Below are 24,558 nucleotides of genomic sequence, written 5' to 3' on the forward strand. Positions count from 1 at the left end.
CAGTTTTTTTGAAACTATAAGTCCCCCCTACAGTTAAGTATCTTCCATATATTGATAATATCCATTGTTTCTACTATACCACCCGAAGGACAAAATGAACCTCTTATTCAACCAGTATTCACAAATTTTTTTGTGAAGATTTTTGTGGTTTTGGGGCAGGAAATCCGGGTAATAAAATAAACGTGACAGTAATTAGTAACCTTCCATTCGGAAAAAGGAAGGGACGATGTCAACCTAACAGCAAAGAAAGATTCATAAAATAGCACGGATGAAAACTCTAGAAAATTAAAGGAGGAATCATTATGTTTCGTCATCAAAAAGAATTGCAATTTGAAGTGAAACCAGATCGTCCGGATCCTATGCTTGCCCGTCAAATCCAAGAGGTATTGGGTGGACAGTTCGGGGAAATGACAGTCATGATGCAATATTTATTCCAAGGCTTTAACTGTCGTGGAGAAGAAAAGTATAAGGACATGTTGATGGACATTGGTACGGAGGAAATTGGACACGTTGAAATGCTTTGTTCCTTGATTAGTCAATTGCTGGATGGAGCTTCACCCGAAGATCAAGCAGAAGCAGCCAAAGACCCGGTAACAGCAGCCATCATGGGCGGCATCAATCCACAGCATCTGCTTGTAAGCGGACTTGGAGGACTGCCAACGAACTCAAATGGTGTTCCTTGGAACGGTTCCTACATCGTAGCGAGTGGTAATTTATTAGCGGACATGCGTTCAAACCTGCATGCTGAGAGTCAAGGACGTTTGCAGGTAGCGCGTTTGTACCATATGACAAAAGATGAAGGTGTACGTGCGACCTTCCGTAAAATGCTTGCACGCGACCGTTATCACCAATATCAATGGATGGCGGCCATTGCAGAGTTAGAAGAGAAAAATGGTGTGGTCGTGCCGGCTTCCTTCCCACCTGAAGCCGAATTGGAATCACAGAAGGAAGCCTATGAATTCTGGAACCTTTCAGAAGGACAAGAATCAGCAGAAGGTCTATGGGCGACAGGAAGCGCTCCGGATGGAACAGGAGATTTTGTCTATGTAGCCGAGCCCGTTGCAAAAGGTCAAATCCCTAATCCAAAGGTTCCCGCTACTCAATTGCATCATGATCTGGATGGTAAGGCCGTATTGAAATAAGACCTTTTAATTATCAGGTTTTGTAACCTGTCCCTCGGGGGGCAGGTTTTTTCTGATTAGGAAGCAAGGGAATCATGCTTATTTTAACGCTTTCCTAGTTTTGACATTCAATGATTTGCCTGATGCTTTTATTTAGAGTAGCATATAGCTCACAAAAAGGACTGGGGGAGATTATAAATGAAAGCAGTGACAGTGAAGCAACCTGGAGGTGCGGATCAATTAGAATTTGATGAATTTTCCATTCCACGTATAGGTCCTGGTGATTTGTTGATCAAGGTGCAGGCCTCTGCAATCAACAGAACGGATATCATAGCCAGGGAAGGAAAAGCAGGATACATGACCAATCCCATTTTAGGCATCGAAGTGGCCGGTGTAGTATTGGAAGCAGCACCTGGAACCCGTATCGATTTAGGAACAAGGGTAATGGGACTCGTTAATGGTGGGGGATATGCAGAATACGCCGTCATGCCCGCGGACCGGGCAATGTTGGTACCGGAAAACCTCACATTTGAAGAAGCTGCAGCCATTCCCGAAGTATTTCTGACAGCTTATCAAACTCTGTTCTGGTTAGGACAAATAAAAGATCAGGATACCGTGTTGATTCATGCCGGAGGAAGCGGAGTCGGTACGGCCGCTATCCAATTGGCTAAACAAATGACCCAAGCAAAGATCATCACAACCGCCGGTTCGGAAGAAAAACTGGAGTTTTGCCAATCCCTTGGGGCGGATGTATGCATCAATTATAAAAAACAATCGTTCGACGAAGAAGTACTGAAGGCTACTGATAATAAAGGCGTGGATGTAATTCTTGATTTCGTCGGTGCTTCATACTGGGAGAAAAATCTTAGAAGTATAGCCACGGATGGACGCTGGGTGTTAATCGGCATCCTGGGCGGAACCGTGGTGAATCAAGTGAACCTGATGGATCTGCTGCTTAAGAGGGTCCATTTGAAGGGTACCTTATTGACTCCAAGAAGCGATGCGTATAAAAAAGAGCTGACGGAAGAATTCGTCCAAAAAGCGATGCCGTTATTCAAACAAGGAAAAATCAGGGCGATAGTGGATCGAGCCTTCCCGTTTGAAGGCGTCCAAGAGGCCCACCGACATATGGAACAGAATAAGAATACAGGGAAAATAGTCATGAAGGTACATGAATAGAAGCAAAGGGGCTGACCAGAAATTTTCTTGGTCAGCCCCTTTTTCATGATCATCAGAATGTCGATGCAAGCTTTTGAAGGATGCGTTCGATCACTTCATGGATCTGTTCATCCACTTCGCCGTCAATTGCCTCAGGTTTTAGCACTTGTACTTTCTTCGCTTGATAATGATCATAAAGGACATGCTTCAAGGAAAGTCCTTCTTTTAATAAAAAGGAGGAGTGCGTCATGACTTTCAGTGCAGCTTCATCCTGAATGATCAGGATTGTGGGATTCAGCTCATGGAAAATTCCAGCTGCCATTCCCTGTGAATAGAACGAGTGGACGGTAGCCAGCCGCTCTTTTCTCGCCTCCATCTTTCTTGAATAGAGTGCGGGACAGCCAATCTTTAAGTCATTCATGAATATGTCAGAGGCATAAAGCGCCGATAAGACCGTTTGCTCATACACCTTTTGAAGCCGGATCTGATACGATAATGACTCATCGGCAATCATCTGATCGGCTTCATGGATGTAGGAAAGGTAGTATTCGATCACTTCTAAAAGGATTTCTTCTTTTGAGGAAAAGTAATTATATAAAGAAGCCCGGCTCATATTCATCAATTTGGCCATATCTGAAATGGTCAGGGATAGGAACCCTTTCGTACGTACCACGTTCATGATTCTTTTCACATAGGATTTTCTCAATAATTGTTTTTCTTCAGGTGCGATTTTTCGCAAAAACGACACCCCCTTCAATACGAAAATTATATCATACTCCCATTTTCCATGCCTTGAGGCGGATAAGTTTACAAAAAGACGTAAGAGGTTTAAAGTATGAATATAAACACTTTAGACACAATCTATCCATTTAGTCTAAAATAATGGGCGGTTGCTTAAGCACATGAACAATCCCCTCGAAGTGAATGACACAATAGATACATGTAAAGGAGAAAACATAAATGATGAATATAGATTTTACTCGTATGTATATAGATGGAGAATGGCAAACAGGGAATAGTGACAAGTCGATGACGAACGTCAATCCTTTTACAGGTGAAGAACTTTTCACCATCCAGGCCGCTACAAAAGAAGATCTGAACAGGGCCTATGAAGCAGCAAGCCTTGCACAGGAAAAGTGGGCTAACGAACTTCCGCAAGTTAAACGGGCAGTGTTGGAAAAAGCCATCCTTGTCATGCAGGATAATAAGGACCTGATCACCGAGTGGATCATTAAAGAATCAGGAAGTACCTTCATGAAGGCTCAGTCTGAATTCCAAGCTTCCCTCAACATCTTGAAAGAGGCTACCACTTATCCATATCGCATGGAGGGGAAAATCCTTCCTTCACAAGTACCAGGAAAAGAAAATCGTGTGTACCGAAATCCATTAGGCGTAATCGGCATCATCAGCCCATGGAATTTCCCTTTCCATCTGGCGATTCGATCTATAGCCCCGGCACTAGCTACCGGAAATGCGGTCGTCATCAAACCTGCTACAGATACACCGGTCACTGGCGGTTTGATCTTTGCCAGCATTTTTGAAGCGGCAGGCCTTCCAAAAGGCTTGTTGAATGTCATTGTCGGGCGCGGATCTGAAATCGGTGATGATATCGTTACCCATCCGACCCCACGCCTGATTTCCTTTACGGGCTCCACGGAAGTGGGCAGGCATATTGGAGAGCTTGCAGGTCGGGGACTTAAGAAAACAGCATTGGAATTGGGCGGAAATAATGCCTTCATCGTGCTTGATGACGCAAATATCGAGCAAGCCGTCGATTCCGCATTATTCGGGAAATTCTATCACCAAGGACAAATCTGTATGGCAATCAATCGGATTTTTGTCCATAAAGACATTTATGACGAATTTGCTGAACGATTCACCCAACTTGCAGGAAAACTTAAATACGGAAATCCTGCGAATGAGGATACCAATGTAGGACCGCTCATCAACCGAGATCAGGTCGATCGTATCTTAAAAGATATAGAAGGAAGCGTTGAGCAAGGAGCCAAGATTCGCTTGGGCGGACAAGCGAATGGCAATGTTCTTCAGCCGACCGTGATCACTGGAGTGACAAATACGATGCCACTTGCTGAGAACGAAATCTTTGGACCGGTTGCCATCTTGATACCTTTTGAAAATGATGAAGACGCAATCCAAATGGTCAATGCGTATCCATACGGCCTAAGCGGATCCGTTCATTCTTCAAATCTTGAACGTGGCACACAAGTCGCTCATAAAATCCACACAGGCATGATTCATGTTAATGATCAATCCGTTAACGATGAGCCGCACATGCCTTTCGGAGGAGAAAAAGACTCAGGTCTTGGCCGCTTCAATGGAGAATGGGTACTTGAAGAATTCACGACGTTAAAATGGCTGTCCGTTCAACATACCAGCCGTAATTATGGTCCATTCATCAATAGATTGAAATGAATGGGATAAACCGAAAACATCCAAAGAGAAAGTTCTTTGGATGTTTTTTGCGCGTATACATTTTTAGAATGATTAAAGGAATGAATTTTCCAGCGTTTATACAAAGTGTGGATATTCATATTAATATTTTTCGATTTCACGGGGGATATGATAAGGTACAAGACATATACCACATATCTTATCAAAACATTGAATAAGGAGAGTCGAACATGGGACAAATCAATGAATTGTTTCGAAAAAGAATTGGAATCTCGGATAGTGAAAAAGTAACGTTTGGAAATATTCCCAACATACTTGAGAAAACGGCCAACACGATTCCCTTTGAAAACTCATCGGTCCTTGCCAAACAATCAAGTGATATCTCCGAAGAAAACATTATGGAGAAAGTCCTGATAAGGAATGAGGGGGGCGTTTGCTATGAACTGAATGCGGCCCTCTATTTTTTCTTCCTCGAAAATGGATTGGAGGTCTCCTTGGTTCGCGGAGTGATATACAACCAAGGATGGTCGATAACCGGAAGAACACATGTAGCCATACTATTAATGCATGAAGGGAAACCCTATTTAGTGGATACGGGTTTTGGAGGGAACTTACCGTTAAGGCCAGTACCGTTAAACGGGGAAACCGTTCACTCTAACAATGGGGAATTCCGGGTGAAACGGATGGATACCGATCATGGCGATCATATCCTGGAACTGAAGCTGAAGCATAAAGATCCTGAATGGAGAATAGGATATGCCTTTGATACGGCACATCCTGTAGAACATATGAGGGAATTGAATGAGGTACAAACCATCATCAGGCAACATCCGAATTCACCTTTTAACAAAAGCCGACTGATCACACGACTTACCGACAATGGGAGTATCACGTTGACGGAAACTTCCTTTACCCGATGGGCAGACGGGAAAGTAGAAAAAGAGGAAGTCGATGAGAAACGTTTTAAAGAGATACTGAACCAATACTTCGCATAATGATGCAAATGGTGATAGGCTAACATGACCTGCGTATCACCATGTCTGATTTAATTTGTCACTATAAAAAACGATGGCTTCTTTATACTGTAAAATGGATTCGTCAGATGTCGTTTCGACTAAAGTGTTTAGAAGGACTGCCATCGCTTTTTCATATTGCTTTAAATTATATAAGGTCATGGAATAAAAAACTTTTATTTGCTCAGAGTCTGGGAATAATAATAGCGCCTCTTCAAGAAGGTTCTGTGCCTCTACATATCTTCCTATTGATCGATAAGTACTTCCCAATCCTAAATAGGCTCCTTCTAAGTCTTTAGGAGGGAGTCCTAATTGAATGGCTTTTTCGTAATGAGGGACTGCCTCAGTTTCCAATCCCAAATTATCGTAGCACCAAGCCATTTGATACTGAAATATGGCATGGTCAGGTTCTTTATTTATTAATGTTTTCATTACGTTTTTAGCATCTTCAAATCTTCTCGCTTTTCGATATGTGAAAACTTTCATCAGTAAATCATTCATAGTAAAAATCCTCCTGCCTCAGGTTGATTTGGTATAGATTGAAATATGACCATTTATATCAAACTCCATAAAAACCCGCAAGAGAAAAAGAGACCAGGAATAAACGTTTTTATTTTTATATTCACCATATAAGCAGGACTATCATGTATCTCTGTCGAATAAAGTACGTTAGGTGAAAAGAGGATGATGAAAAATGAGTAAAGAGAAATATAAGTTTTATTATGTAAATGGAGTAACGGAAGAGTTAGAGGCAAATGAGCCATTAACTGATCATGCGAGCATCATTAACCTGCAGTTAATTCAGAATGCGACGTGGCTTCAAGTCGGCGGCAAACATATAAATTTGGCAAATGTCATTAGTATTGAGTTTGTTGGGGAACAAGATAGACTGAAACAAGACCCAATCCAGTATAGACCCAATAAATAAAGCGCGAGTGTTTTTATTTTGGAGTGGAAACTTTACGAAAAAGAATAATCGAAGGATGGTCATTTATGATCGTCCTTTTTCTTATGGGATGAAATTGGGAGGAAGGACAAGGCATTAAGGTAGCTAGCCCTAGTAAGGTTATCGTACTATTCACCGGTACGAGTGTACTCCTCCCTAGTAATTAAAACTTTTCATAAGAAATCTAGCCCATCATCGAAAAGATTCTACTGAACCAGTAATGGATGATCCAGCGGATGTTTTATATTTATCCAGACTACAAATATAACATTTTTTTATATTTATGTTATATTATAGGATATAAGTAGTTAGTGAGAAAATACCTAAAAAGGTATATCGGAGGGATTTTATGAAGAAGCTTGGTTTACTTAGTTTGTTTTTCATTCTTACTCTTGTAATCTCAGCATGTGGAACCAATGACACAACAGCTGTAAAAGAGAAAGGGAATGGTACCGGAACAGAAGAGAAAAATGAAAAGGTTTACAAAGTGGGTGTGGATACAACCTACCCACCATTTGAATTTAAAGATGGAAATGATTATAAGGGTATTGATATTGATTTAATCCAGGCGATAGCGAAAGACCAAGGCTTTACGATTGAACTTTCCCCAATGGATTTTGGTGGGATCATCCCGGCACTGCAAGCGAATCAGCTTGACGTGGCCATTGCAGGAATGAGCATCACCGATGAAAGAAAAAAGGTAGTGGATTTCTCGGAGCCATATTTCGATGCCGGATTGACGGTGGTCGTCAATAAGGATAATACGGCCGTTAAATCTGTTGATGACCTTAAAGGAAAAACCGTGGCCGTGAAAAAAGGAACGACGGGTGCCAAATATGCACAAGATAATTCTAAGAAACTAGGAATTAAAGTTGTTCAGTTCAATGACAGCCCAGCTATGTTTCAGGAAGTGTCGAACGGAAATGCAGAGGCGCTTATCGAAGATTACCCGGTTATCTCCTATGCAATCACTCAGAAGGACCTAGGCCTACAAATCGTGGGAGATCGTTTGAATGGTGATCAGTATGGCATTGCCGTATTGAAAGGGAAGAATCAGGAGCTGCTGGAACAAATCAATAAAGGGCTTGCCAACCTTAAAGAAGACGGAACATACGATGAGATTTTAAAAACATATCTTGGTGAATAAAGGATGCTTAAGGCGCGCTTAAAGCGCGCCTTCTTTTTTGAAAGGAGATGAAAAGAATGGATATCATTGTTTCAGCGTTACCCTATTTATTACAAGGACTGCAAGTGACGCTATATATATTTGTGATTGCTATCATATTAGGTTTTTTAATCGGTTTAGTCGTGGCCATGCTGCGCCTGGCCCCACTCAAGATATTGAATTGGATAGCAAAGATCTATGTAGACGCGATTCGGGGAACTCCCTTTATCGTTCAATTGTTTTTCATCTACTTCGGGATAAACTCCTTGCAATGGATCTCCCTGAACAATACAACGGCTGGGATCATCACCGTTGCAATCAATGCAGGGGCATACTTTGCCGAGATAATAAGAGCGGGCATACAATCCATTGATAAAGGACAAACAGAAGCAGCGAGATCCATCGGATTCACAAGTCCACAAACGATGCGCTATATCGTTCTTCCGCAAGCTTTCAGAAGAATGCTCCCTACTATCACGAACCAATCGATCATCAGTTTAAAAGATACCTCTCTTCTATCGATCATAGGCATTGCGGATTTGACCCAGCAAGGGCAGATTCAGGCGTCGGCGACATTTGAAGCGTTTAAGATTTGGCTGACTGTCGGTGTAGTCTACTTTATCATCATTTACCTGTTAACCTTGCTTGCTAATTTCATAGAGAGGAGGGTCCAATTAAGATGAGCATGATCACGGTGAAAAATTTGAAGAAATCCTTCGGTCAGGTGGAAGTCCTGAAAGATATCAATGCAGTTGTGCAGGAAAAAGAAGTGATTTGCGTTATTGGTCCTTCGGGTTCTGGAAAGAGTACATTCCTTCGTTGCCTTAACCTCCTTGAGGATGTTACGGGTGGGGAGGTAGTGATTAATGGGCATGAGATAACGAATAAAAAAACGAAAATCAATATAAATAAAGTGAGACAAGAGGTAGGGATGGTTTTTCAGCATTTCAATCTATTCCCGCATAAAACCGTTTTGGAGAACATTACATTGGGGCCCATTAAAATAAAGGATATCGAGAAAGGAAAGGCGGAAGAATTCGCATATGGATTACTGGATAAGGTAGGGCTTAGAGAGAAAGCGAAAAGTTATCCCGGAGAGCTATCAGGCGGGCAAAAACAACGGGTGGCCATTGCGAGGGCACTAGCCATGAATCCAAAAATCATGCTTTTCGATGAACCGACTTCCGCACTTGACCCTGAAATGGTGGGGGATGTTCTAGAAGTCATGAAACAGCTGGCCAAAGAGGGGATGACCATGGTTGTGGTCACCCATGAAATGGGCTTTGCCCGGGAAGTCGGGGACCGTGTCCTATTCATGGACGGTGGGTATATCGTCGAAGAAAACGAACCAAATGAATTATTTGGAAATCCTCAGCATGAGCGCACCCAGTCCTTTTTAAGCAAGGTGCTTTAATAGAAAGGGCTTCGTTAGGGGGCTGATGTCGATGTGTAGCGAAAACGATGCGTTTTAAGGAAGGCAACTTACCCTCAAGGGAAGTTGCCGTTTTTGCGCTGGAGAACTTTTTTATGAAGCCTTTTGCATCAACAGACAACCTCTTCTCTACCATGACAAATTCCGAGTTTTTTTGCCTTATTATTTTTGATTTTTATTGATTTACGCTATACTTTATAACAGAACAATAAAAAATGTTATCGTTAAAAGCCACTTGCACCATGGGCTGGAGACTGAAAAATAAGTAGGAACGAAGCGAAATGAAACGGGGAAATTATATGCATAGTAGAAAGAAAAGAAGTAATAAACTGAAGGTCGTTTCCAAAGTAATCCTTATCATAATCGGTGCGCTTATTGCAGCATACGGTTTGGAAGCCGTATTGATCCCGAATAACGTATCGGATGGAGGCGTAACAGGGTTAAGCATCGTTGGTTCCCAATTGTTTGGATTACCGTTAGGCGTTCTGATTGGAATCATTAATATTCCTTTTGTTTGGTTAGGGTATAAGCAAATCGGTAAGAGTTTTGCTTTTTATTCCGTTATCGGCATTGCCTCGTTGGCAGTCGGTACGGTCCTGATGCATCATGTCCCTACAATCATTGAGGGTGATACATTGCTCGTTACCGTTGTCGGAGGGATCATCATCGGTTTTGGTATGGGGCTAGCATTGCGTAATGGTGGGGCATTGGATGGGATTGATATGTTAGCCGTATTACTTTCTAGAAAATTACCTTTCGGAACAAGTGACCTTATCCTATTCTTGAACACGTTCGTGTTTATTGTCGTTTCCACAGTATTTGGCCTACAGGGGGCTATTCTATCGGCAATCGCATACTTTATTGCATCTAAAGTTATTCATATCGTGGAAGAGGGTTTAAGTGGTTCAAAAACTTTCAAAATCATTACGAAACAACCAGAATTAATGGTAGAGACGATTCGCGATCGCTTAGGTCGTGGTGCTACTTATAATGATGCTTATGGGGGTTATTCAAATGAGCTATTCAAGGAAATCACTTGTGTCATTAACCGTTTGGAAGAAAGTAAAATGAAAGAAATCATTTATGAAATTGATAAGAATGCCTTTGTGACCGTATATGACGTAGCTGAAGTCAAAGGCGGCAGTTTCAGGAAGCAAGATATTCATTAAAAGTATCTATACAAGGCAACAAGAAGATGACCTCCGTGCTTTATACGGAGTGTCATCTTTTTTTTCTTTCTTATGAATCATGAAGGATTAAGTATATTGCTAGTATTAAAATAATATCTTAGAACATACACTCTTATTAGGATGGAAAGGAAAGAAGGGAAGGGGAAATATGAATTTCGAGATGCAAATGGCGAGAATGCTGGCTGAAAATATAGATGGTTTTGTGAAGTTTGTCCAAGAACAGTACCAAGACGAACGTAATTGCTTTACATTGAATCGGGATAAGCTGTATCAGGTGAAGCTTCTAATAGAAGAGTATAAGTTTCAAATATTAGCGGATGAGCTCCAAAGAATAAATCGATTCACATGGGATGAAACGTACACCTATTTATTGGTTGATAGATTTAGGGAAGGAATGGCCATCATCGATGAATATGTCGAAAATAACTATCAAGATTTATTCATCTTAACCGCTAGAATCTATACCTTGACTAACTTCAGCCTATCCATAGGCAGGAAGGAATCATTCAAGGAAAGTTGAAAAGGGCCCTGATAGGCCCTTATGTTATTTATATGATTTCATCTTCCTTTTTGGATTTAATTTTTCCTAATTTTCTTTCGTTACGCTAGCCTCTTGAGCTTAATGGAGTCCATATTCATCCTCTGCAGCCTTCGATTTTACCTTATTTAGGTTTAAGGACTTTAGGTAAAGTGATGTTCACTTCCGTTCCTTTCCCTACCTCACTTTTAAAATCAATGATTCCCTGGTGTAGCTCGATAATGCGTCTATCAATCATCAGGCCTAATCCTGTTCCTTTTTCCTTCGTCGTATAAAAAGGTTCAAATAGCCTTTTTAACCTTTCTTTCGTCATGCCTGAGCCCTTATCCGTTATTTGGATTAAATAGTGCTGTTGGTTGATGTCTTTCAATGATACTTCTATGTCCCCACTATTTTCGTTGGTTGCTTCCAAAGCGTTTTGGATAAGATTCTTCAAAACCTTTGCGATGAGGCTTTGATCACATTCTGCTGTAATCATCGTTTGGTTATGAAAGTTGAGCTTAATGCCCTTTATAGCAACCTGACTTTCCAAACTTTTTATAACAGAAGCGATGATAGAGTTAATGGAGCATTCACTAATATTCATAGTTTTATCAGGTTGTGCTATAAACATGAATTTATTGACAATGTCGTCGATTCTATCTAATTCGTTCCTCATGATATCCAGATAATCTTGGATGGAATCATCATTCACATGTTCTTTAATGACTTGGGTGAACCCGAATAGTGAAGTTAATGGATTTCTGATTTCATGAGCGATTCCCGCTGCCAACTCACTAACTACTGATAGTTTCTCTAATTCCTGTATTTTTGTTTCGCTTCTTTTCTGATCTGATATATCGATGGCTGTCCCGATAACCTCCATGACTTGTCCATCCCTCATCATTGGATTTAACGAGGCAACATATTGTACGTCATCGATTTGCCCTTCATATGTAACGCTTTCCCCATTCCACGCCCTTTCATAGTATGTTAGCTTCTCTAAGGCTTGTTTCTGGGGTAAGAAGTCCTCTAAGGTATGACCCACAACCGTGGCAGAAGGGGTGAGCGCATCTGTAATGAACGAACCTTCAACGAAAGTATGAACGAAGTAGTTATCTTTTTTTATGAATTTAAATATAAACCCATTCCTTGGGATGAGTTCGCGGTAGTCAAGCGTATCGAAACCATGTAAGTCTTTATTTTTCATGTTTTTCATCCTTAAAGGTGTTTTGTTTTAAAATCCCACATGTTTCAGGGTAATCCTTCATTATGGAGTATTTTATTTTATCAAATGTAAAAATGGGAATGAAAGAAAGTACTCTTCCATTACGTGTTTGGTGGAAAGAAAAGGTGGCACTTGGCTACTGTTAAAGACAAAATCCCCTGACATGCAAACATGACAAGGGACATCTTCATCAGGAATTATCGAACATTCAAATTCAATTCATACATATGGAAGGAAGCACATCCACTTTTATTTTATGTTATTTCTCCAGTCTTTGAAAATGTCCAAATAGTGGCTATATTTTTCTGTATCCGTGATTTCCCCACATTCATGCAACACCCAGGGCTGTGGCTGATGAGGAATGCCAACCTCATATCCTTTTTCTATAAATTGCAGGCATTGCGATATATCGTATAAATGCCAACCATCAAAAGGGACTTCTGCCCATGGAAGATCATATTGAGTGGCCATTAAAACGCCATCCAAAGCCTGGACTTCCTGATAAGCGTAGTCCGCCTCTTCAAATAGAAGATATCTGTATGTTGAACGATGCTCAATGATTTTTCCTGCCGTTCGAGGACTTTCCCACCAAATACCGTTGTCTGGGATGGACTTGGCACCAATGACGCCAAACATCCCAAGCCGAGGATGCTTTTTAAACAAAAATAGTAAATCAAATAAAAAGCGTTTGTTTAAAATCAGCGTATCTTGATGCAAATAGACTTTATATTTTGCATCGGTTTGATTCATCGCTGCATTATAACCAGCGGCCATGCTAACTGCACCACGTATGGGCAGGATTTCAATCTGTAAATGTACGGGTACAGTCAAATGGTGAATATGTCGGAGACACTCCTTATATTGTGCTTCATCATTCACGCAAGATATAAAACATACCTTCTCATAAATAAAAAATCCCTCCCTATCTTAAACGGGCCTTGCCTTTATCACATATTGATAAGCGGCGGCTTCTGTTTTAAAATGCTCGTTATTCATTTGGAAGCTCCGGTTCACTGCTTCAAGTGCTTCGATCATCTGATCGTAACGCGGATTGGAATAGGGGATGATCGTCAGGTTCTCCACGGCGTAGCCACTAGTCTCAAAGAGCTTCACGATTTCCCTCCGTGTAAAAAAGCGATAATGTGTCTTATCTAATAGTCCGGCATCTGTATAGGTCCATGCTCCGGCTAATAAACTCTCTATGATGGTAATATGTCCAACGTTAGGGATGCTGGCCAATACACACCCAGTGTCAGATAGCAGGGGTTTAACCTTTTTTAGTGCTTGATCAGGATTAATCAAGTGTTCCAGAACATCCCCGAAAATGATGGCATCGAATGGTTTCCGGCTTAGAGGTAGATCTACTGGATCGACCATTTCAATATTTTCTACAATGACTTCATCAAGTTTACCTGTAGCGATTTCTGCGGCACTTGGAAAAAGCTCAATTCCCGCAACAAACGCTCCCGTTTCAGCCTTAATCGCTGCTCCTAGGTTTCCTTCAGCACAGCCTATTTCGAGAACCTGTTTCACATTCGATGGAACCATTCCTAAAAGTGTATTATTTACTCCTTGATAATACTTCACATTTTTAGAAGCATAGTCCTCAAAACTTGAATGATCATTCAATCGCTTTCCCTCCTTGGACCCAAATGACATTTTCTCGTTTTTTTATAATCATAACAATAAATATATGCATAGACGTTTTTATATGTGAGAGAAGCTGACTTTTAAAGACTACTAACTTCATTTGACCTGCAATAAGTCGCTAAGTATGCTTAGCAGACTCCAAATGGGTTTGCTTTTTTTCTTTATTTTGTATAGGACAATCTTGTATCCGTAAATGCTGAAAGAAAGGAGGCGATGAAGGAATGGGCACTTTTGAAGTTCTGTCTCTCATGCTTGGTTTTGGGATGTTTGTCATTGCGATTCTTGATTTTAAAAATCATGATAAGAATTCTTGAATGGGTGGATATGGATCACCAGCCCTGTGAGATAGGATTGGCCATGGATTCTTTATATAACGGCACCTCACTCTGGATTGACAAAGCACAGGGCTACCCTTATTGTACTAGTAGACCGGTTGTTATAATTTTCAAGGAGTGATTCAGTATTGTCTGAAAAACCAACTTCCAAAGACATCCTTATTGAAGCGGCTTCTCGTCTTTTCAGAATCCGAGGTTATTATGGTGTAGGGCTAAAAGAAATCATTGAGGAAAGCAGTATTCCCAAGGGTTCACTTTATCATTACTTTCCAAAGGGGAAAGAAGAACTGGCTATTGAAGCGATTAACCATGCTAAGGATCTAGTCTTACGGGAGATAAAACATGTATTCGACAGCAATGATGATCCTGTCAAAGCACTTCAAGATCATGTTTATGAATTATCGAAGTTATTCGGTGAGAATGGGGATCTCGTTGGCTTGCCGATAGGTACGATAGCGGGCGAGACATATTCCACGAGTGAGCCAATAAGATTGGCCTGTCAAGATGCGTTTACACAGTGGCAATCCATTTATGTGAATGAGTTTCTGGATGCGGGATATAGTAGAGAGCGGTCGAAGGAGCTAAGTTTTGCCATTAACGCTTTGATCGAAGGGGGCATCCTGTTATCGTTAACAGCGAAAAGCGCAGAACCCCTACAAGCAATTTCCAAGCTTATTCCGTCATTATTCATGAACAAGTAAGAGATACAGAAAAACTATGATTAGCTAGGTCTATTCAGTTAGTAATTGGAGGGAATTATTTTTATGTCAGATGCAACACAGCAACAAAATTCGACACCCGTCATTAGAACGACCCCTATTTTGATTGCTTTCCTAATAGCGGGATTCATCGGATTATTTAGTGAAACAGCTTTAAATATGGCACTGGGCGATTTAATACAAGAATTCAGTGTCAGCCCTTCCACAATCCAGTGGTTAACGACAGGCTATCTGTTGACCCTTGGAATATTAGTTCCGGTTTCAGGGCTTTTGATCCAGTGGTTCAGTACTCGCCAATTATTCTTTGCTTCATTGGTGTTCTCCATCATTGGAACGCTCATCGCCGCCTTAGCGCCAGGTTTTGGTCTTTTGCTACTAGCCCGTGTGATTCAGGCAATTGGCACAGCGCTGTTATTGCCTCTTATGTTCAATACGATATTATTGATATTCCCAGTTCATAAACGGGGAGCAACGATGGGTCTAATGGGGCTCGTCATCATGTTCGCACCAGCGATCGGACCAACGGTTTCTGGCTTGATTCTTGAACATCTTACTTGGAATTGGATTTTCTGGATTTCGTTACCTTTCCTTGTGTTCGCATTATTATTTGGCTTGATATATATGCAAAATGTCTCTCCAATCACTAAACCAAAAATTGACGTGCCATCGATTATTTTATCGACGATTGGTTTTGGCGGAATCGTATATGGCTTCAGTATGGCCGGGGATAAAGGATGGGGTAGTGCCATCGTCTTGATTACGCTCATTGTCGGATTGATCGGCCTTCTCTTATTCTCGTTAAGACAATTGAAAATGGAAAAGCCGATGATCGATTTAAGCGTGATGAAATACCCTATGTTCACGTTAGGGCTCATTACCGTTTTCCTTGCTTTCATGGTCATCCTGTCTTCCATGATTCTTTTACCGATGTACTTACAAACGGGTATGGCATTGGCTGCATTCACAGCTGGACTTGTACTTTTACCTGGTGGTGTCCTGAACGGGATCATGTCGCCAATAACGGGACGTATCTTTGATAAGTATGGTCCTAGAGGGTTGGTCACTCCAGGATTCATCATCATGATTGTCGTGTTATGGTTCTTATCGAACGTCACGACAGAAACGACGATCACCATGATCATCATCCTGCATTCTTTATTGATGGTAGGGGTTTCCCTTGTCATGATGCCAGCACAGACGAATGGTCTTAATCAACTTCCGAAAGAATTGTACCCTGATGGAACGGCTCTAATGAATACATTACAGCAAGTGTCGGGTGCAATTGGTACGACAGTGGCGATCACCATCATGTCTGCTTCCCAAAAATCTTATATGATGAAATTGGAAAATCCATTAGACCCAGCTGCCATAGGAGCTTCATTGACAGCAGGTGTTCAAGATGCTTTCATTTTCGGTCTGCTTCTTGCGGTCGCCGGACTGGTTGTTTCCCTCTTCATTAAAAATGCACGCGAAAAGTAAATAAAAAAAATTAGCCAGAGAGAGAGTGATTCTCCTCTGGCTAATTTTTTTATATCGGTAGTAATCAAGCTAGCTTAGATTTCTTAAGTTCTTCCATGGCGGCATGTTCTTTTTTACCATGTAAGAAGTAGTATAGGACGGTAGTGACAAGGACGGTAATACCCAGGATGACGTACAATGTACTGTATCCCACTTTTGGAATGATGTATCCAAGAAGGTAAGGCCCAAATCCGAGCCCTGCATCAAGTGCAATGAAGAACGTTGATGTGGCTAACCCCATACGGTGAGGCGGTGTCAGTTTGACTGCGATGGCCTGTGTGCTTGATTGCATGTTCCCAAATCCGAGTCCAATCAAGATACCGGACAATAGTAATGTAAAGCTATTTGTTGCTGTACTAAGGAGTAACATTCCCCCGGCAAAAATGATGAATGTAGGATACATAATGTAGTTTGCACCTTTGGAGTCCATCAATCGGCCTGTGAAAGGACGCGATACCAATACGGCAACAGCGTAGACCAGGAAGAAGAAGCTGGCTGTGCTGACCAGGTCGATTTCAATCGCATAGAAGTTAATATAAGAAAGGACGCTGGAATAACAAAATGCCACTAACAAAGTGATGATTGCAATTGGGACGGCATTCGGTTCAATAAAGCTAGAAAGCTTAAAGCCTTTCACCTCAGCTGTTTTAGTTGAGATCTCTAATTTCGGTACATATATGAAAAGAGCCGTCAGTACCCCGATGATGCCCAAGGCTACACAGAAAATCAATATCACTTGGAAGCTTGTATGCTGACTTAAAGATAGCCCGATGAAAGGTCCGATTGCTGTGGCTAATGTTGCACTCATGCTGAAATAGCCGATTCCCTCCGCTTTACGCGTAATCGGTATGATCTGGGCGACGATCGTTCCAGATGCAGTTCCGGCCATCCCCATTGTAAAACCATGAATTAAGCGGTTGGCGAGGAGGAAAGGAACCCCGAAATCCACAAAGTATAAAAGGGTAGCCAAGGTGAAGAAGACTAATCCGATCAATAATGTATTCTTCCGGCCAATGGCGTTGATGAAGCGACCGATCAAAAGCCGTCCAATCAATGAACCGATGATGAAAATTCCGGTAATGAGTCCTGCCTGGCTCGTGGTAGCACCATATTCTTCTACGGCATAGACCCCGATCGTGACCATTAATAAATAAAAGATTAACGTAATGAAAAAGTTGACGGAAGAAACGATGATAAAATCTTTCGTCCATAATTTTGGTTTAGCAGCTTGTTGCAATTTTTTGTCTCCTCACTTTATAAGTTTATTTCTTATGCTTTCCATGACGCGTATAGCTTCTTGTTGCTCAGCCTCCGAAACGCCTATCAGGATGTCCTGTTCGAATCGGTCAATCGTTACACGCACTTCCAGATAAACGGTTCTCCCCAGCTCAGTAAGATGCATGATTTTTTCACGCTTATCCTTACCAGGAATCTGTTCAACGTACCCGAGTTCTTCTAAGCGGTTAATCGTCCTTGTGACGGTCGGTTTTTCCACACCTTGATAATTGGATAACTCTACAAGCGTCGAAGGTCCGTCATTAAATAGGCGATATAAGATCGTCCATTGGGCCCTGTATAGATGGTGTTTACCAAGCTGTATATTGAGGTTGTTTTCAAAGGGTCTATATAACAACATTAGTTGATGGAAGAATTTACGATATGTCTCGATTTTTATTGCCTCCTCACCGATAATAGTTACCCTTGGTAACTATAGTAGTGTACCAGATATGGTAATGGTCTGTATAGTGCTATTTTTCTTGTTTTGTGGATTGGGAAATTCATTTGATGCAAAATAAGAAAGTTTAGGATTTACAAATAGGGCTACATATAGAATAGTATTGGAAAAAGTAAGCAGAAACTTTGACCGTTAATCTGCATCAATGCTACGCTAACTTTTCTATAGTATGTAATAAAAATCAAGGAGGAACATGCATGACACAATCAACGCAACAAACGATCACACTGGCAAACCGTCCAAAAGGGATGCCTTCCAAAGAAGATTTCAAATTTGTGGAGAGTGAAGTTCCCTCACCGAAAGAAAATCAGATTTTAGTACGGACGCTTTATTTATCCGTTGATCCTTATATGCGTGGAAGAATGCAAGATACTAAATCCTATATTGCCCCATTTGAGTTGAATAAAGTCATTACTGGTGGCGTCGTGGCTGAAGTGGTGGAATCCAAATCGTCCAGCTTCAAGCAAGGCGATGTCGTTGTGGGAAATATCGACTGGGCGGAATATACGGTCGTGAATGAAAAGCAAGTCAGGGTGATTGATCCTAAAGTGGCACCAATCACGACTCATTTAGGCATACTGGGCATGACGGGATTGACTGCATACTTTGGGTTACTGGATATCGGTAAACCGCAAGAAGGCGAAACGGTCGTCGTTTCCGGAGCGGCTGGAGCCGTCGGTTCTGTCGTTGGACAGATCGCAAAAATCAAAGGTGCCAAGGTAGTGGGGATTGCCGGTTCGGATGAGAAAATAGAGTATTTAACAAAAGAACTGGGCTTTGACGGAGCTGTTAATTATAAGAAGGAAAGTTTTGAAACGGATTTGAAGAATGCAGTCCCTGATGGAGTCGATGTGTATTACGATAATGTTGGCGGCGAAGTAACGGATGCCGTTTTCAAACTGTTAAATATGAATGCGCGTATCCCATTATGTGGTGCAATCTCTTCTTATAATGCAGAAGGTAAAGATTTTGGGCCACGCCTGCAATCGGCCATGATCAAAACGAGCGCACTTATGAAAGGCTTCACGGTCGGGAATTATGCAGATCGTTTCCAAGAAGGAGCTTCAGATTTGGGGCAGTGGCTGCAACAAGGTAAACTGAAGTACGAAGAAACCATTGTGGAAGGGTTCGAAAACACCCCTGAGGCATTCTTGGACTTATTTAAAGGAAAGAACCTAGGGAAGCAGCTTGTCAAAGTTGCCGATCCAGAATACGCAGTTCTTTAAGTTTTTATACTGGGCATAGTGGAGGGAGACCTTTACTATGCTTTTTTTTATGGTCCATGAAAGGGAACAAGTTAACTATTTTATAGGGAATGCACGAAATATGTGTAAAAATGCCATATTTCGTTATAAAATGTACATACAGACAGAAAGGGTGAGAGATGATGTCAAATGTTGTGAAATTTCGAGATTTTTTAATGCGTGAAAAAATCCATATGAATGAGTTCAAAGAGGAAGATATCACCTTTTTCAGAGTGGAACAGAAGTTGAAGGATGGATGGAAGGTCCTGTTAGTCTTTTCATTTAATCAAGATGAAAAAGTGGCGGATTTATTTTGTTTTAATGTAACGGAGCTAAAGAATCCCGATAAGAAGGCAGCCGTTCATACGTTATTAAATGAATATAATGCTCAATTCCGATTTTCAAAGTTATATGAGGAAAATGGGACGATTTCGATTCGCTATTCGTATTCCCTTGATGGTGAATTTTTACCGGACTTGGCATTCCGAAAGCTGATCATGTTGCTTGAAACAGCGGAACAAGTTTATCCAAGGCTTATGGAAGTGATCTGGTCTTAATGTTTGGAAGAATCCTTTTGCCGGGAACTTTTTAACATCTTTATTGGGCCGAAACATATACTAATTCTATCTCCAGGAATTATTATTATTTTTTTTGAAAAGACTATTGCACTTTTGTGAAATTAGCTATATAATTATTTTTGTTGTTAGTAATTCGACAAAATTCTACAAGGATATGCGGGTGTAGTTTAGTGGTAAAACCTCAGCCTTCCAAGCTGATGATGAGGGTTCGATTCCCTTCACCCGCTCCAATTATACATACTCATAACGCAGGGTTTCGTTACCTGGAGAACGAAGCTTTGCGTTTTTTATTTTCAAACAATAAGTGGGTATGAAAAAAGTTTCATTTAATGGTTGCATATTTTTCTATTAAGCTATATAATTATTTTATTAGTTAATTCGACAAAATTCTACAAGAATATGCGGGTGTAGTTTAGTGGTAAAACCTCAGCCTTCCAAGCTGATGATGAGGGTTCGATTCCCTTCACCCGCTCCAATCATACATACTCATAACGCAGGGTTTCGTTACTTGGAGAACGAAGCTTTGCGTTTTTTATATTTTTGAACAGAAATCCTACTGATTACAGCAGGATTTCTTTTTATTGTACAAATTTGTAAGTACCTGTTCTTTTGCCTATAATTTAGGTGAGCGCAAATGGAGGAATGAGGTTGTACATGGATAAGAAGCTGAATGTGAAATCATTTTTTTCCTTGTTAAAATCGGAAAAACTGCCAATGGGAATGGTGTTATTTGTCGTAGTGTTAAGTTTGGTGGAAACGGTAGCGAGTCTCGTCGTCCCGTTGGTTACGAAGAATCTGGTTGATATGATATCTGGAAGCGGGATCGAGCGAACAACGATATTCCTTTTACTAGGAGCTTTTATTGTCCAGACCGTTGCGGGAGGTTTTTCCTTCTACTTTTTGAGCTATATCGGTGAAAATGTTGTAGCTGGAATCCGTCGGAAATTATGGGATCATATTTTACAATTGCCCGTATCGTTTTTTGATTCCCATCAGTCCGGTGAAACGCTTAGCCGGATCACTCAGGATACGAATACGATTAAGACGATCATCACGAATCATTTCGTGACATTCATTTCAGGAATCATATCGATTATCGGGTCGATCATCATCTTATTCCTGTTGGACTGGAGGATGACGGTCATCATGCTCAGCATCGTACCACTATCCATGCTGATCCTGATTCCGCTTGGGCGGAAGATGTATAAAGTCTCTAAGCAGACGCAGGATGAAATGGCCACCTTCAGCGGAAATCTAGGGAGGGTCCTAGGCGAGGTCCGTCTAGTGAAGTCGCATAATGGCGAAGAGTTGGAACGTGAAAAAGGCAATCGTGGCGTTGGTGAGCTCTTTCGTTTTGGATTGAAGGAGGCTAGGATCCAAGCCATCATTTCCCCCTTCATGACGACAATCATGATGGTGATTCTCGTGATCCTTATTGGATATGGGGGAGTTCGGGTGGCTTCTGGTGCACTGACAGCGGGGACACTTGTTGCCATCATTATTTATATGATCCAAATCATCGTGCCCTTTAGTCAGATGGCCTCATTTTTTACGGCATTTCAAAAGGCGATGGGAGCGACGGAACGAATCCAGGGCGTCCTTTCAATACCTGGTGAAACCTATGAGGGGAAGCATGACACATTGGTCACAGCTGATCTGACGTTTAAGGATGTATCATTTTCCTATCAAGCGTCTAAGCCCATTTTAAATGATCTATCGTTTACGGTTCCTGCCAACAAGACGGTCGCCCTGGTGGGACCCAGCGGTGGTGGGAAGACGACGATATTTTCGTTAATTGAACGTTTTTATGAACCCACGAATGGGATGGTCTCGTTGGGAACGGTGCCAATTAAGGATATTGAACTTTCCATATGGCGGTCGCAAATTGGGTATGTGTCACAGGAAAGTCCAATCATGACGGGGACGATAAAAGAAAATATAGCGTACGGGCTAGGCCGTCAAGTTGAAATGGATGAAATCATCGAAGCAGCAAAGATGGCAAATGCCAACCAGTTTATCGAAAGGCTTCCGGATGGCTTTGATACGGAGGTAGGGGAAAGAGGCGTGAAGTTATCGGGTGGTCAACGGCAGCGGATTGCCATTGCCCGGGCTGTGTTGCGCAATCCGAAAATCCTGCTATTGGACGAAGCGACATCCAATCTCGATAGTGAATCGGAACTTCTTGTTCAGCATGCTATCAAGAACCTGATGGCAGGCAGGACGACCCTGATCATTGCCCATCGGCTGTCGACGGTCATTGATGCGGATCGATTACTGGTTGTGGAAGAAGGACGGATTACTGGTGCGGGGACACATGAAGAATTGCTTGCAAGTCATGGCTTGTATCGAAAGCTCGCCACGCAGCAATTGCAACTGCAGAATTGAGCACTTCAGGGGAGTAGCCTCCGAATCTGTTAAAAAATACACAAAAAAAACATGAGCCATTATCTCGATATGACTCATGTTTTTGCATTATCCTTCTAGGACGGAAAAAGATCCTTCTCCGCCGTGAATCTCGAGGAACATATCCATCAATGACTTTGTGAGCTGTTCGGCTTCTTTGATGGGTGTCTTTGCTTGTAAATAGATGATCTGGATGGCATGTTTGGTGTCTTCGGTGACCTTCGTCCGTTCCGAATCGACGTAGGGACTCCCGAATGCGCCGTCATCATCAGCTGAAACGATCATGTTTTCCATCGAGTTCACCCGTCCGTTCAATCCAGGATAATGGTCCATACTTCCGCCAATTTTAATGGAGAGATCACCTGATAATGCGTCTGCATCATAGATGCCAATCGGGACCTCGTATAAAAGCGAGAAGAAGTTATTCAAGTCGATGGCTGAATGGATAGGGGGTAGATAATTCTGTTTTTTGACCCGGCGGTACAGGGCCTCGACGGAAGGACGGTAGCGTGAAGGGTTCGTCCCGGTCATTTTGAAAATCTCCCGCCATTCTTTGATACCCGGAAAATCCGTGAGTTCCTTTTCTTCAAGATCGAAAAATAAAGCTTCTTGAAATAATTGAAGTCTCCCTTTTACCATTTGCGGCGAGGGGCCGACTTCGATGTTTTCGTATGTAATGAAACCAATCTTGAAATCGGGAACTTTGCTTGCTAGATTAGAGGAAATCGTAATTTCCAAGTGATACACCTCCAAAAATGATTGAAATTAGTTTATCATAGATACCAATGGTTTGATATGTTACAAGCATCAATGGGTAGAATGAAGAGAACGAAGGTGATAGAAATGGATATGCATGCACTCAAGCAAGAAGTGATTTTATATAGTAAGGAAATAGGCATCGATAAAATCGGGTTTACATCGGCCACGACGTTCACGGAGTTGAAAGGCAGGCTGATCCGGCAGCAGGAGCTGGATTATCAGTCCGGCTTTGAAGAAAAGGATATCGAAAAAAGGGTCAGGCCCGAATTGATCTTCGAAAAGCCGCAATCGATCATATCAATTGCGCTTGCCTACCCTTCGAAATTGAAGGATGCCCCTCAAAGCAAGAAAGGGGAGCGCCGCGGGATTTTTTGCCGGGCCTCATGGGGAACGGATTACCATACCGTGCTCCGTAATAAACTGCAGCTCCTTGAAGAGTTTATAAAAGAGAAGGTCCCTGGAACCATGGTGAAATCGATGGTGGATACGGGCGAGCTTTCGGACCGGGCCGTTGCTGAGCGGGCAGGAATCGGATGGAGCGCTAAAAACAGCATGATCATCACTCCGGAATTTGGTTCATATGTATATTTGGGTGACATGATCACCAACTTGCCGTTCGAGCCGGATCAGCCGATGGAGGATCAGTGCGGTACATGCAATAAGTGTGTGGATGTATGCCCAACAGGTGCCCTTGTGCAAGGTGGACAGTTGAATGCCAAACGCTGTATAGCCTTTTTAACCCAAACGAAAGACTTCCTTCCTGATGAATTCAGGACGAAAATAGGCAACCGGTTGTATGGATGCGATACGTGTCAGACTGTCTGTCCGAAAAACAAAGGGATGGATTTTCATTTTCATGAAGAAATGGAGCCGGATCCCGAGCTTGCCAAACCGCTGCTGAAGCCATTGCTCACCATCTCCAATCGCGATTTTAAAGAGACATACGGACATGTTTCTGGATCATGGCGTGGCAAAAAGCCGATTCAGCGGAATGCCATCTTGGCATTGGCTCACTTTAAGGATGAAACCGCCATGCCGGAACTGATCCAAATCATGCAAGAAGATCCCCGTCCCGTTTTGCGTGGCACGGCCGCATGGGCCATCGGGAAAATCGGTCGGGAACGGTCGACCTCCATTTTGGAAGAAGCCAGGTTGAAGGAAAAAGACGAAGAAGTGCTCGCGGAAATTGAAAAAGGATTACAGTTCACTTACCATAATGAATAAAAAGGAAGGCCCCGAATGCAACCATTCGGGGCCTTTCCATTTTTAGCAGTTTGACCGATAAAAAGTGTGATTTGACCGATAAAAGTGGCAAAACGACCGATAAAAAGCCGAATTGACTGATAAAACTACCCCATGGACCGATAATTGCTCCTCAGTTGCGCTATGGCCCGAATGAAGTTGTGTTTTTAACCAAGCCATCCTTCATACACAT

The 24,558-nt window shown here is 41.9% G+C and carries 25 protein-coding genes and 2 tRNA genes; 19 read left to right on the forward strand and 8 right to left on the reverse strand.

Annotation, left to right across the window (positions count from 1 at the left end):
- The first annotated feature begins 302 nt into the window (after positions 1–302).
- Together AC503W_RS03725 and AC503W_RS03730 are read left to right on the forward strand one after the other, a co-directional pair.
- Positions 303–1,142 carry a manganese catalase gene (locus AC503W_RS03725; RefSeq protein WP_402867477.1) on the forward strand — a complete coding sequence of 280 codons (840 nt, stop codon included), beginning with the start codon at positions 303–305 and terminating at the stop codon, positions 1,140–1,142.
- A gap of 177 nt (positions 1,143–1,319) precedes the next feature.
- Positions 1,320–2,300 carry an NAD(P)H-quinone oxidoreductase gene (locus AC503W_RS03730; RefSeq protein WP_427688094.1) on the forward strand — a complete coding sequence of 327 codons (981 nt, stop codon included), beginning with the start codon at positions 1,320–1,322 and terminating at the stop codon, positions 2,298–2,300.
- 52 nt (positions 2,301–2,352) lie between these two features.
- Here the strand turns inward: AC503W_RS03730 and AC503W_RS03735 are convergent, their stop codons facing one another.
- Positions 2,353–3,018, reverse strand: a complete 666-nt coding sequence (locus AC503W_RS03735) for a TetR/AcrR family transcriptional regulator (protein ID WP_402867479.1) — start codon at positions 3,016–3,018, stop codon at positions 2,353–2,355.
- A gap of 224 nt (positions 3,019–3,242) precedes the next feature.
- On the opposite strand from AC503W_RS03735, the gene AC503W_RS03740 reads away from it, so the two are divergent.
- Positions 3,243–4,712 (forward strand): aldehyde dehydrogenase family protein, encoded by a 1,470-nt coding sequence (locus tag AC503W_RS03740; protein ID WP_494917258.1) that lies wholly within the window; start codon positions 3,243–3,245, stop codon positions 4,710–4,712.
- A 209-nt stretch (positions 4,713–4,921) separates the two neighbouring features.
- Positions 4,922–5,686, forward strand: coding sequence for an arylamine N-acetyltransferase family protein (locus AC503W_RS03745; RefSeq protein WP_427688093.1), 765 nt, complete (start codon positions 4,922–4,924; stop codon positions 5,684–5,686).
- 36 nt (positions 5,687–5,722) lie between these two features.
- Here AC503W_RS03745 and AC503W_RS03750 read toward each other — a convergent pair whose 3' ends face one another.
- Complete coding sequence (locus AC503W_RS03750) at positions 5,723–6,205, reverse strand: tetratricopeptide repeat protein (protein ID WP_427688091.1); 483 nt, start codon at positions 6,203–6,205, stop codon at positions 5,723–5,725.
- 193 nt (positions 6,206–6,398) lie between these two features.
- Here AC503W_RS03750 and AC503W_RS03755 point away from each other — a divergent pair, with 193 nt between their 5' ends.
- From AC503W_RS03755 to AC503W_RS03780, 6 genes are all read left to right on the forward strand, one after another.
- Positions 6,399–6,632: a hypothetical protein gene (locus AC503W_RS03755; RefSeq protein WP_402867482.1), complete on the forward strand. Its 234-nt coding sequence runs from the start codon at positions 6,399–6,401 to the stop codon at positions 6,630–6,632.
- Positions 6,633–6,999: 367 nt separating this feature from the next.
- On the forward strand, positions 7,000–7,797 hold the full coding sequence (locus tag AC503W_RS03760) for a transporter substrate-binding domain-containing protein (RefSeq protein WP_402867483.1): 798 nt from the start codon (positions 7,000–7,002) through the stop codon (positions 7,795–7,797).
- Positions 7,798–7,853: 56 nt separating this feature from the next.
- Entirely contained in the window at positions 7,854–8,498 is a 645-nt protein-coding gene (locus tag AC503W_RS03765) for an amino acid ABC transporter permease (RefSeq protein ID WP_402867484.1), read from the forward strand.
- On the forward strand, positions 8,495–9,229 hold the full coding sequence (locus tag AC503W_RS03770) for an amino acid ABC transporter ATP-binding protein (protein WP_427592043.1): 735 nt from the start codon (positions 8,495–8,497) through the stop codon (positions 9,227–9,229). Before AC503W_RS03765 ends, AC503W_RS03770 begins: the two co-directional genes overlap by 4 nt.
- A 299-nt stretch (positions 9,230–9,528) precedes the next feature.
- Entirely contained in the window at positions 9,529–10,416 is an 888-nt protein-coding gene (locus tag AC503W_RS03775) for a YitT family protein (protein ID WP_427651221.1), read from the forward strand.
- A 169-nt stretch (positions 10,417–10,585) separates the two neighbouring features.
- On the forward strand, positions 10,586–10,957 hold the full coding sequence (locus AC503W_RS03780) for a hypothetical protein (protein ID WP_402867487.1): 372 nt from the start codon (positions 10,586–10,588) through the stop codon (positions 10,955–10,957).
- A 142-nt stretch (positions 10,958–11,099) separates the two neighbouring features.
- Here AC503W_RS03780 and AC503W_RS03785 read toward each other — a convergent pair whose 3' ends face one another.
- From AC503W_RS03785 to AC503W_RS03795, 3 genes are all read right to left on the reverse strand, one after another.
- Positions 11,100–12,164: an ATP-binding protein gene (locus AC503W_RS03785; protein WP_494916098.1), complete on the reverse strand. Its 1,065-nt coding sequence runs from the start codon at positions 12,162–12,164 to the stop codon at positions 11,100–11,102.
- 267 nt (positions 12,165–12,431) lie between these two features.
- Positions 12,432–13,091, reverse strand: coding sequence for a glycosyltransferase family protein (locus tag AC503W_RS03790; RefSeq protein ID WP_494917260.1), 660 nt, complete (start codon positions 13,089–13,091; stop codon positions 12,432–12,434).
- Positions 13,092–13,109: 18 nt separating this feature from the next.
- A complete protein-coding gene (locus tag AC503W_RS03795) occupies positions 13,110–13,811 on the reverse strand; it encodes a class I SAM-dependent methyltransferase (RefSeq protein ID WP_494916100.1) in 702 nt (233 codons plus the stop codon).
- A gap of 242 nt (positions 13,812–14,053) precedes the next feature.
- On the opposite strand from AC503W_RS03795, the gene AC503W_RS03800 reads away from it, so the two are divergent.
- The 3 genes from AC503W_RS03800 (at position 14,054) to AC503W_RS03810 (ending at position 16,365) form a co-directional block, all read left to right on the forward strand.
- Positions 14,054–14,146 carry a putative holin-like toxin gene (locus AC503W_RS03800; protein WP_402867491.1) on the forward strand — a complete coding sequence of 31 codons (93 nt, stop codon included), beginning with the start codon at positions 14,054–14,056 and terminating at the stop codon, positions 14,144–14,146.
- Between the two features lie 149 nt (positions 14,147–14,295).
- Positions 14,296–14,868 carry a TetR/AcrR family transcriptional regulator gene (locus AC503W_RS03805; protein ID WP_402867492.1) on the forward strand — a complete coding sequence of 191 codons (573 nt, stop codon included), beginning with the start codon at positions 14,296–14,298 and terminating at the stop codon, positions 14,866–14,868.
- A gap of 63 nt (positions 14,869–14,931) precedes the next feature.
- Positions 14,932–16,365, forward strand: a complete 1,434-nt coding sequence (locus AC503W_RS03810; RefSeq protein ID WP_402990725.1) for a DHA2 family efflux MFS transporter permease subunit — start codon at positions 14,932–14,934, stop codon at positions 16,363–16,365.
- A 64-nt stretch (positions 16,366–16,429) separates the two neighbouring features.
- On the opposite strand, the gene AC503W_RS03815 is transcribed toward AC503W_RS03810, so the two are convergent.
- Positions 16,430–17,641, reverse strand: a complete 1,212-nt coding sequence (locus tag AC503W_RS03815) for an MFS transporter (protein ID WP_494916102.1) — start codon at positions 17,639–17,641, stop codon at positions 16,430–16,432.
- Positions 17,642–17,653: 12 nt separating this feature from the next.
- Positions 17,654–18,040 (reverse strand): MarR family winged helix-turn-helix transcriptional regulator, encoded by a 387-nt coding sequence (locus AC503W_RS03820; protein ID WP_402867495.1) that lies wholly within the window; start codon positions 18,038–18,040, stop codon positions 17,654–17,656.
- 296 nt (positions 18,041–18,336) lie between these two features.
- Between AC503W_RS03820 and curA the strand changes: the two genes are divergently transcribed.
- The 5 genes from curA (at position 18,337) to AC503W_RS03845 (ending at position 22,346) form a co-directional block, all read left to right on the forward strand.
- Positions 18,337–19,365, forward strand: a complete 1,029-nt coding sequence (gene curA / locus AC503W_RS03825) for an NADPH-dependent curcumin/dihydrocurcumin reductase (protein ID WP_494916105.1) — start codon at positions 18,337–18,339, stop codon at positions 19,363–19,365.
- A 194-nt stretch (positions 19,366–19,559) separates the two neighbouring features.
- The gene (locus AC503W_RS03830; RefSeq protein ID WP_427592045.1) at positions 19,560–19,940 is read left to right on the forward strand and encodes a YbjN domain-containing protein; all 381 of its coding nucleotides are present in this window, start codon (positions 19,560–19,562) and stop codon (positions 19,938–19,940) included.
- Positions 19,941–20,117: 177 nt separating this feature from the next.
- Positions 20,118–20,191, forward strand: a tRNA-Gly gene (locus tag AC503W_RS03835).
- Between the two features lie 171 nt (positions 20,192–20,362).
- Positions 20,363–20,436: transfer RNA gene (locus AC503W_RS03840), tRNA-Gly, on the forward strand.
- Positions 20,437–20,615: 179 nt separating this feature from the next.
- Positions 20,616–22,346 carry an ABC transporter ATP-binding protein gene (locus AC503W_RS03845; protein WP_494916106.1) on the forward strand — a complete coding sequence of 577 codons (1,731 nt, stop codon included), beginning with the start codon at positions 20,616–20,618 and terminating at the stop codon, positions 22,344–22,346.
- A gap of 87 nt (positions 22,347–22,433) precedes the next feature.
- Here AC503W_RS03845 and AC503W_RS03850 read toward each other — a convergent pair whose 3' ends face one another.
- Positions 22,434–23,102, reverse strand: a complete 669-nt coding sequence (locus AC503W_RS03850; protein WP_494916108.1) for a B3/B4 domain-containing protein — start codon at positions 23,100–23,102, stop codon at positions 22,434–22,436.
- Between the two features lie 105 nt (positions 23,103–23,207).
- Between AC503W_RS03850 and queG the strand changes: the two genes are divergently transcribed.
- On the forward strand, positions 23,208–24,347 hold the full coding sequence (gene queG / locus AC503W_RS03855) for a tRNA epoxyqueuosine(34) reductase QueG (RefSeq protein WP_494916110.1): 1,140 nt from the start codon (positions 23,208–23,210) through the stop codon (positions 24,345–24,347).
- Positions 24,348–24,558: the final 211 nt, after the last annotated feature.

This window comes from Peribacillus suis (assembly GCF_059384845.1).

What these genes read in the sequence shown, in the direction of transcription:
- AC503W_RS03725 (WP_402867477.1), top strand. Translation starts at nt 303, where the DNA reads ATGTTTCGTCATCAAAAAGAATTGCAATTTGAAGTGAAACCAGATCGT.
- AC503W_RS03730 (WP_427688094.1), top strand. Translation starts at nt 1,320, where the DNA reads ATGAAAGCAGTGACAGTGAAGCAACCTGGAGGTGCGGATCAATTAGAA.
- AC503W_RS03740 (WP_494917258.1), top strand. Translation starts at nt 3,243, where the DNA reads ATGAATATAGATTTTACTCGTATGTATATAGATGGAGAATGGCAAACA.
- AC503W_RS03745 (WP_427688093.1), top strand. Translation starts at nt 4,922, where the DNA reads ATGGGACAAATCAATGAATTGTTTCGAAAAAGAATTGGAATCTCGGAT.
- AC503W_RS03750 (WP_427688091.1), bottom strand. Translation starts at nt 6,205, where the DNA reads ATGAATGATTTACTGATGAAAGTTTTCACATATCGAAAAGCGAGAAGA.
- AC503W_RS03755 (WP_402867482.1), top strand. Translation starts at nt 6,399, where the DNA reads ATGAGTAAAGAGAAATATAAGTTTTATTATGTAAATGGAGTAACGGAA.
- AC503W_RS03760 (WP_402867483.1), top strand. Translation starts at nt 7,000, where the DNA reads ATGAAGAAGCTTGGTTTACTTAGTTTGTTTTTCATTCTTACTCTTGTA.
- AC503W_RS03765 (WP_402867484.1), top strand. Translation starts at nt 7,854, where the DNA reads ATGGATATCATTGTTTCAGCGTTACCCTATTTATTACAAGGACTGCAA.
- AC503W_RS03770 (WP_427592043.1), top strand. Translation starts at nt 8,495, where the DNA reads ATGAGCATGATCACGGTGAAAAATTTGAAGAAATCCTTCGGTCAGGTG.
- AC503W_RS03775 (WP_427651221.1), top strand. Translation starts at nt 9,529, where the DNA reads ATGAAACGGGGAAATTATATGCATAGTAGAAAGAAAAGAAGTAATAAA.
- AC503W_RS03780 (WP_402867487.1), top strand. Translation starts at nt 10,586, where the DNA reads ATGAATTTCGAGATGCAAATGGCGAGAATGCTGGCTGAAAATATAGAT.
- AC503W_RS03785 (WP_494916098.1), bottom strand. Translation starts at nt 12,164, where the DNA reads ATGAAAAATAAAGACTTACATGGTTTCGATACGCTTGACTACCGCGAA.
- AC503W_RS03800 (WP_402867491.1), top strand. Translation starts at nt 14,054, where the DNA reads ATGGGCACTTTTGAAGTTCTGTCTCTCATGCTTGGTTTTGGGATGTTT.
- AC503W_RS03810 (WP_402990725.1), top strand. Translation starts at nt 14,932, where the DNA reads ATGTCAGATGCAACACAGCAACAAAATTCGACACCCGTCATTAGAACG.
- AC503W_RS03820 (WP_402867495.1), bottom strand. Translation starts at nt 18,040, where the DNA reads ATGTTGTTATATAGACCCTTTGAAAACAACCTCAATATACAGCTTGGT.
- curA (WP_494916105.1), top strand. Translation starts at nt 18,337, where the DNA reads ATGACACAATCAACGCAACAAACGATCACACTGGCAAACCGTCCAAAA.
- AC503W_RS03830 (WP_427592045.1), top strand. Translation starts at nt 19,560, where the DNA reads ATGCGTGAAAAAATCCATATGAATGAGTTCAAAGAGGAAGATATCACC.
- AC503W_RS03845 (WP_494916106.1), top strand. Translation starts at nt 20,616, where the DNA reads ATGGATAAGAAGCTGAATGTGAAATCATTTTTTTCCTTGTTAAAATCG.
- queG (WP_494916110.1), top strand. Translation starts at nt 23,208, where the DNA reads ATGGATATGCATGCACTCAAGCAAGAAGTGATTTTATATAGTAAGGAA.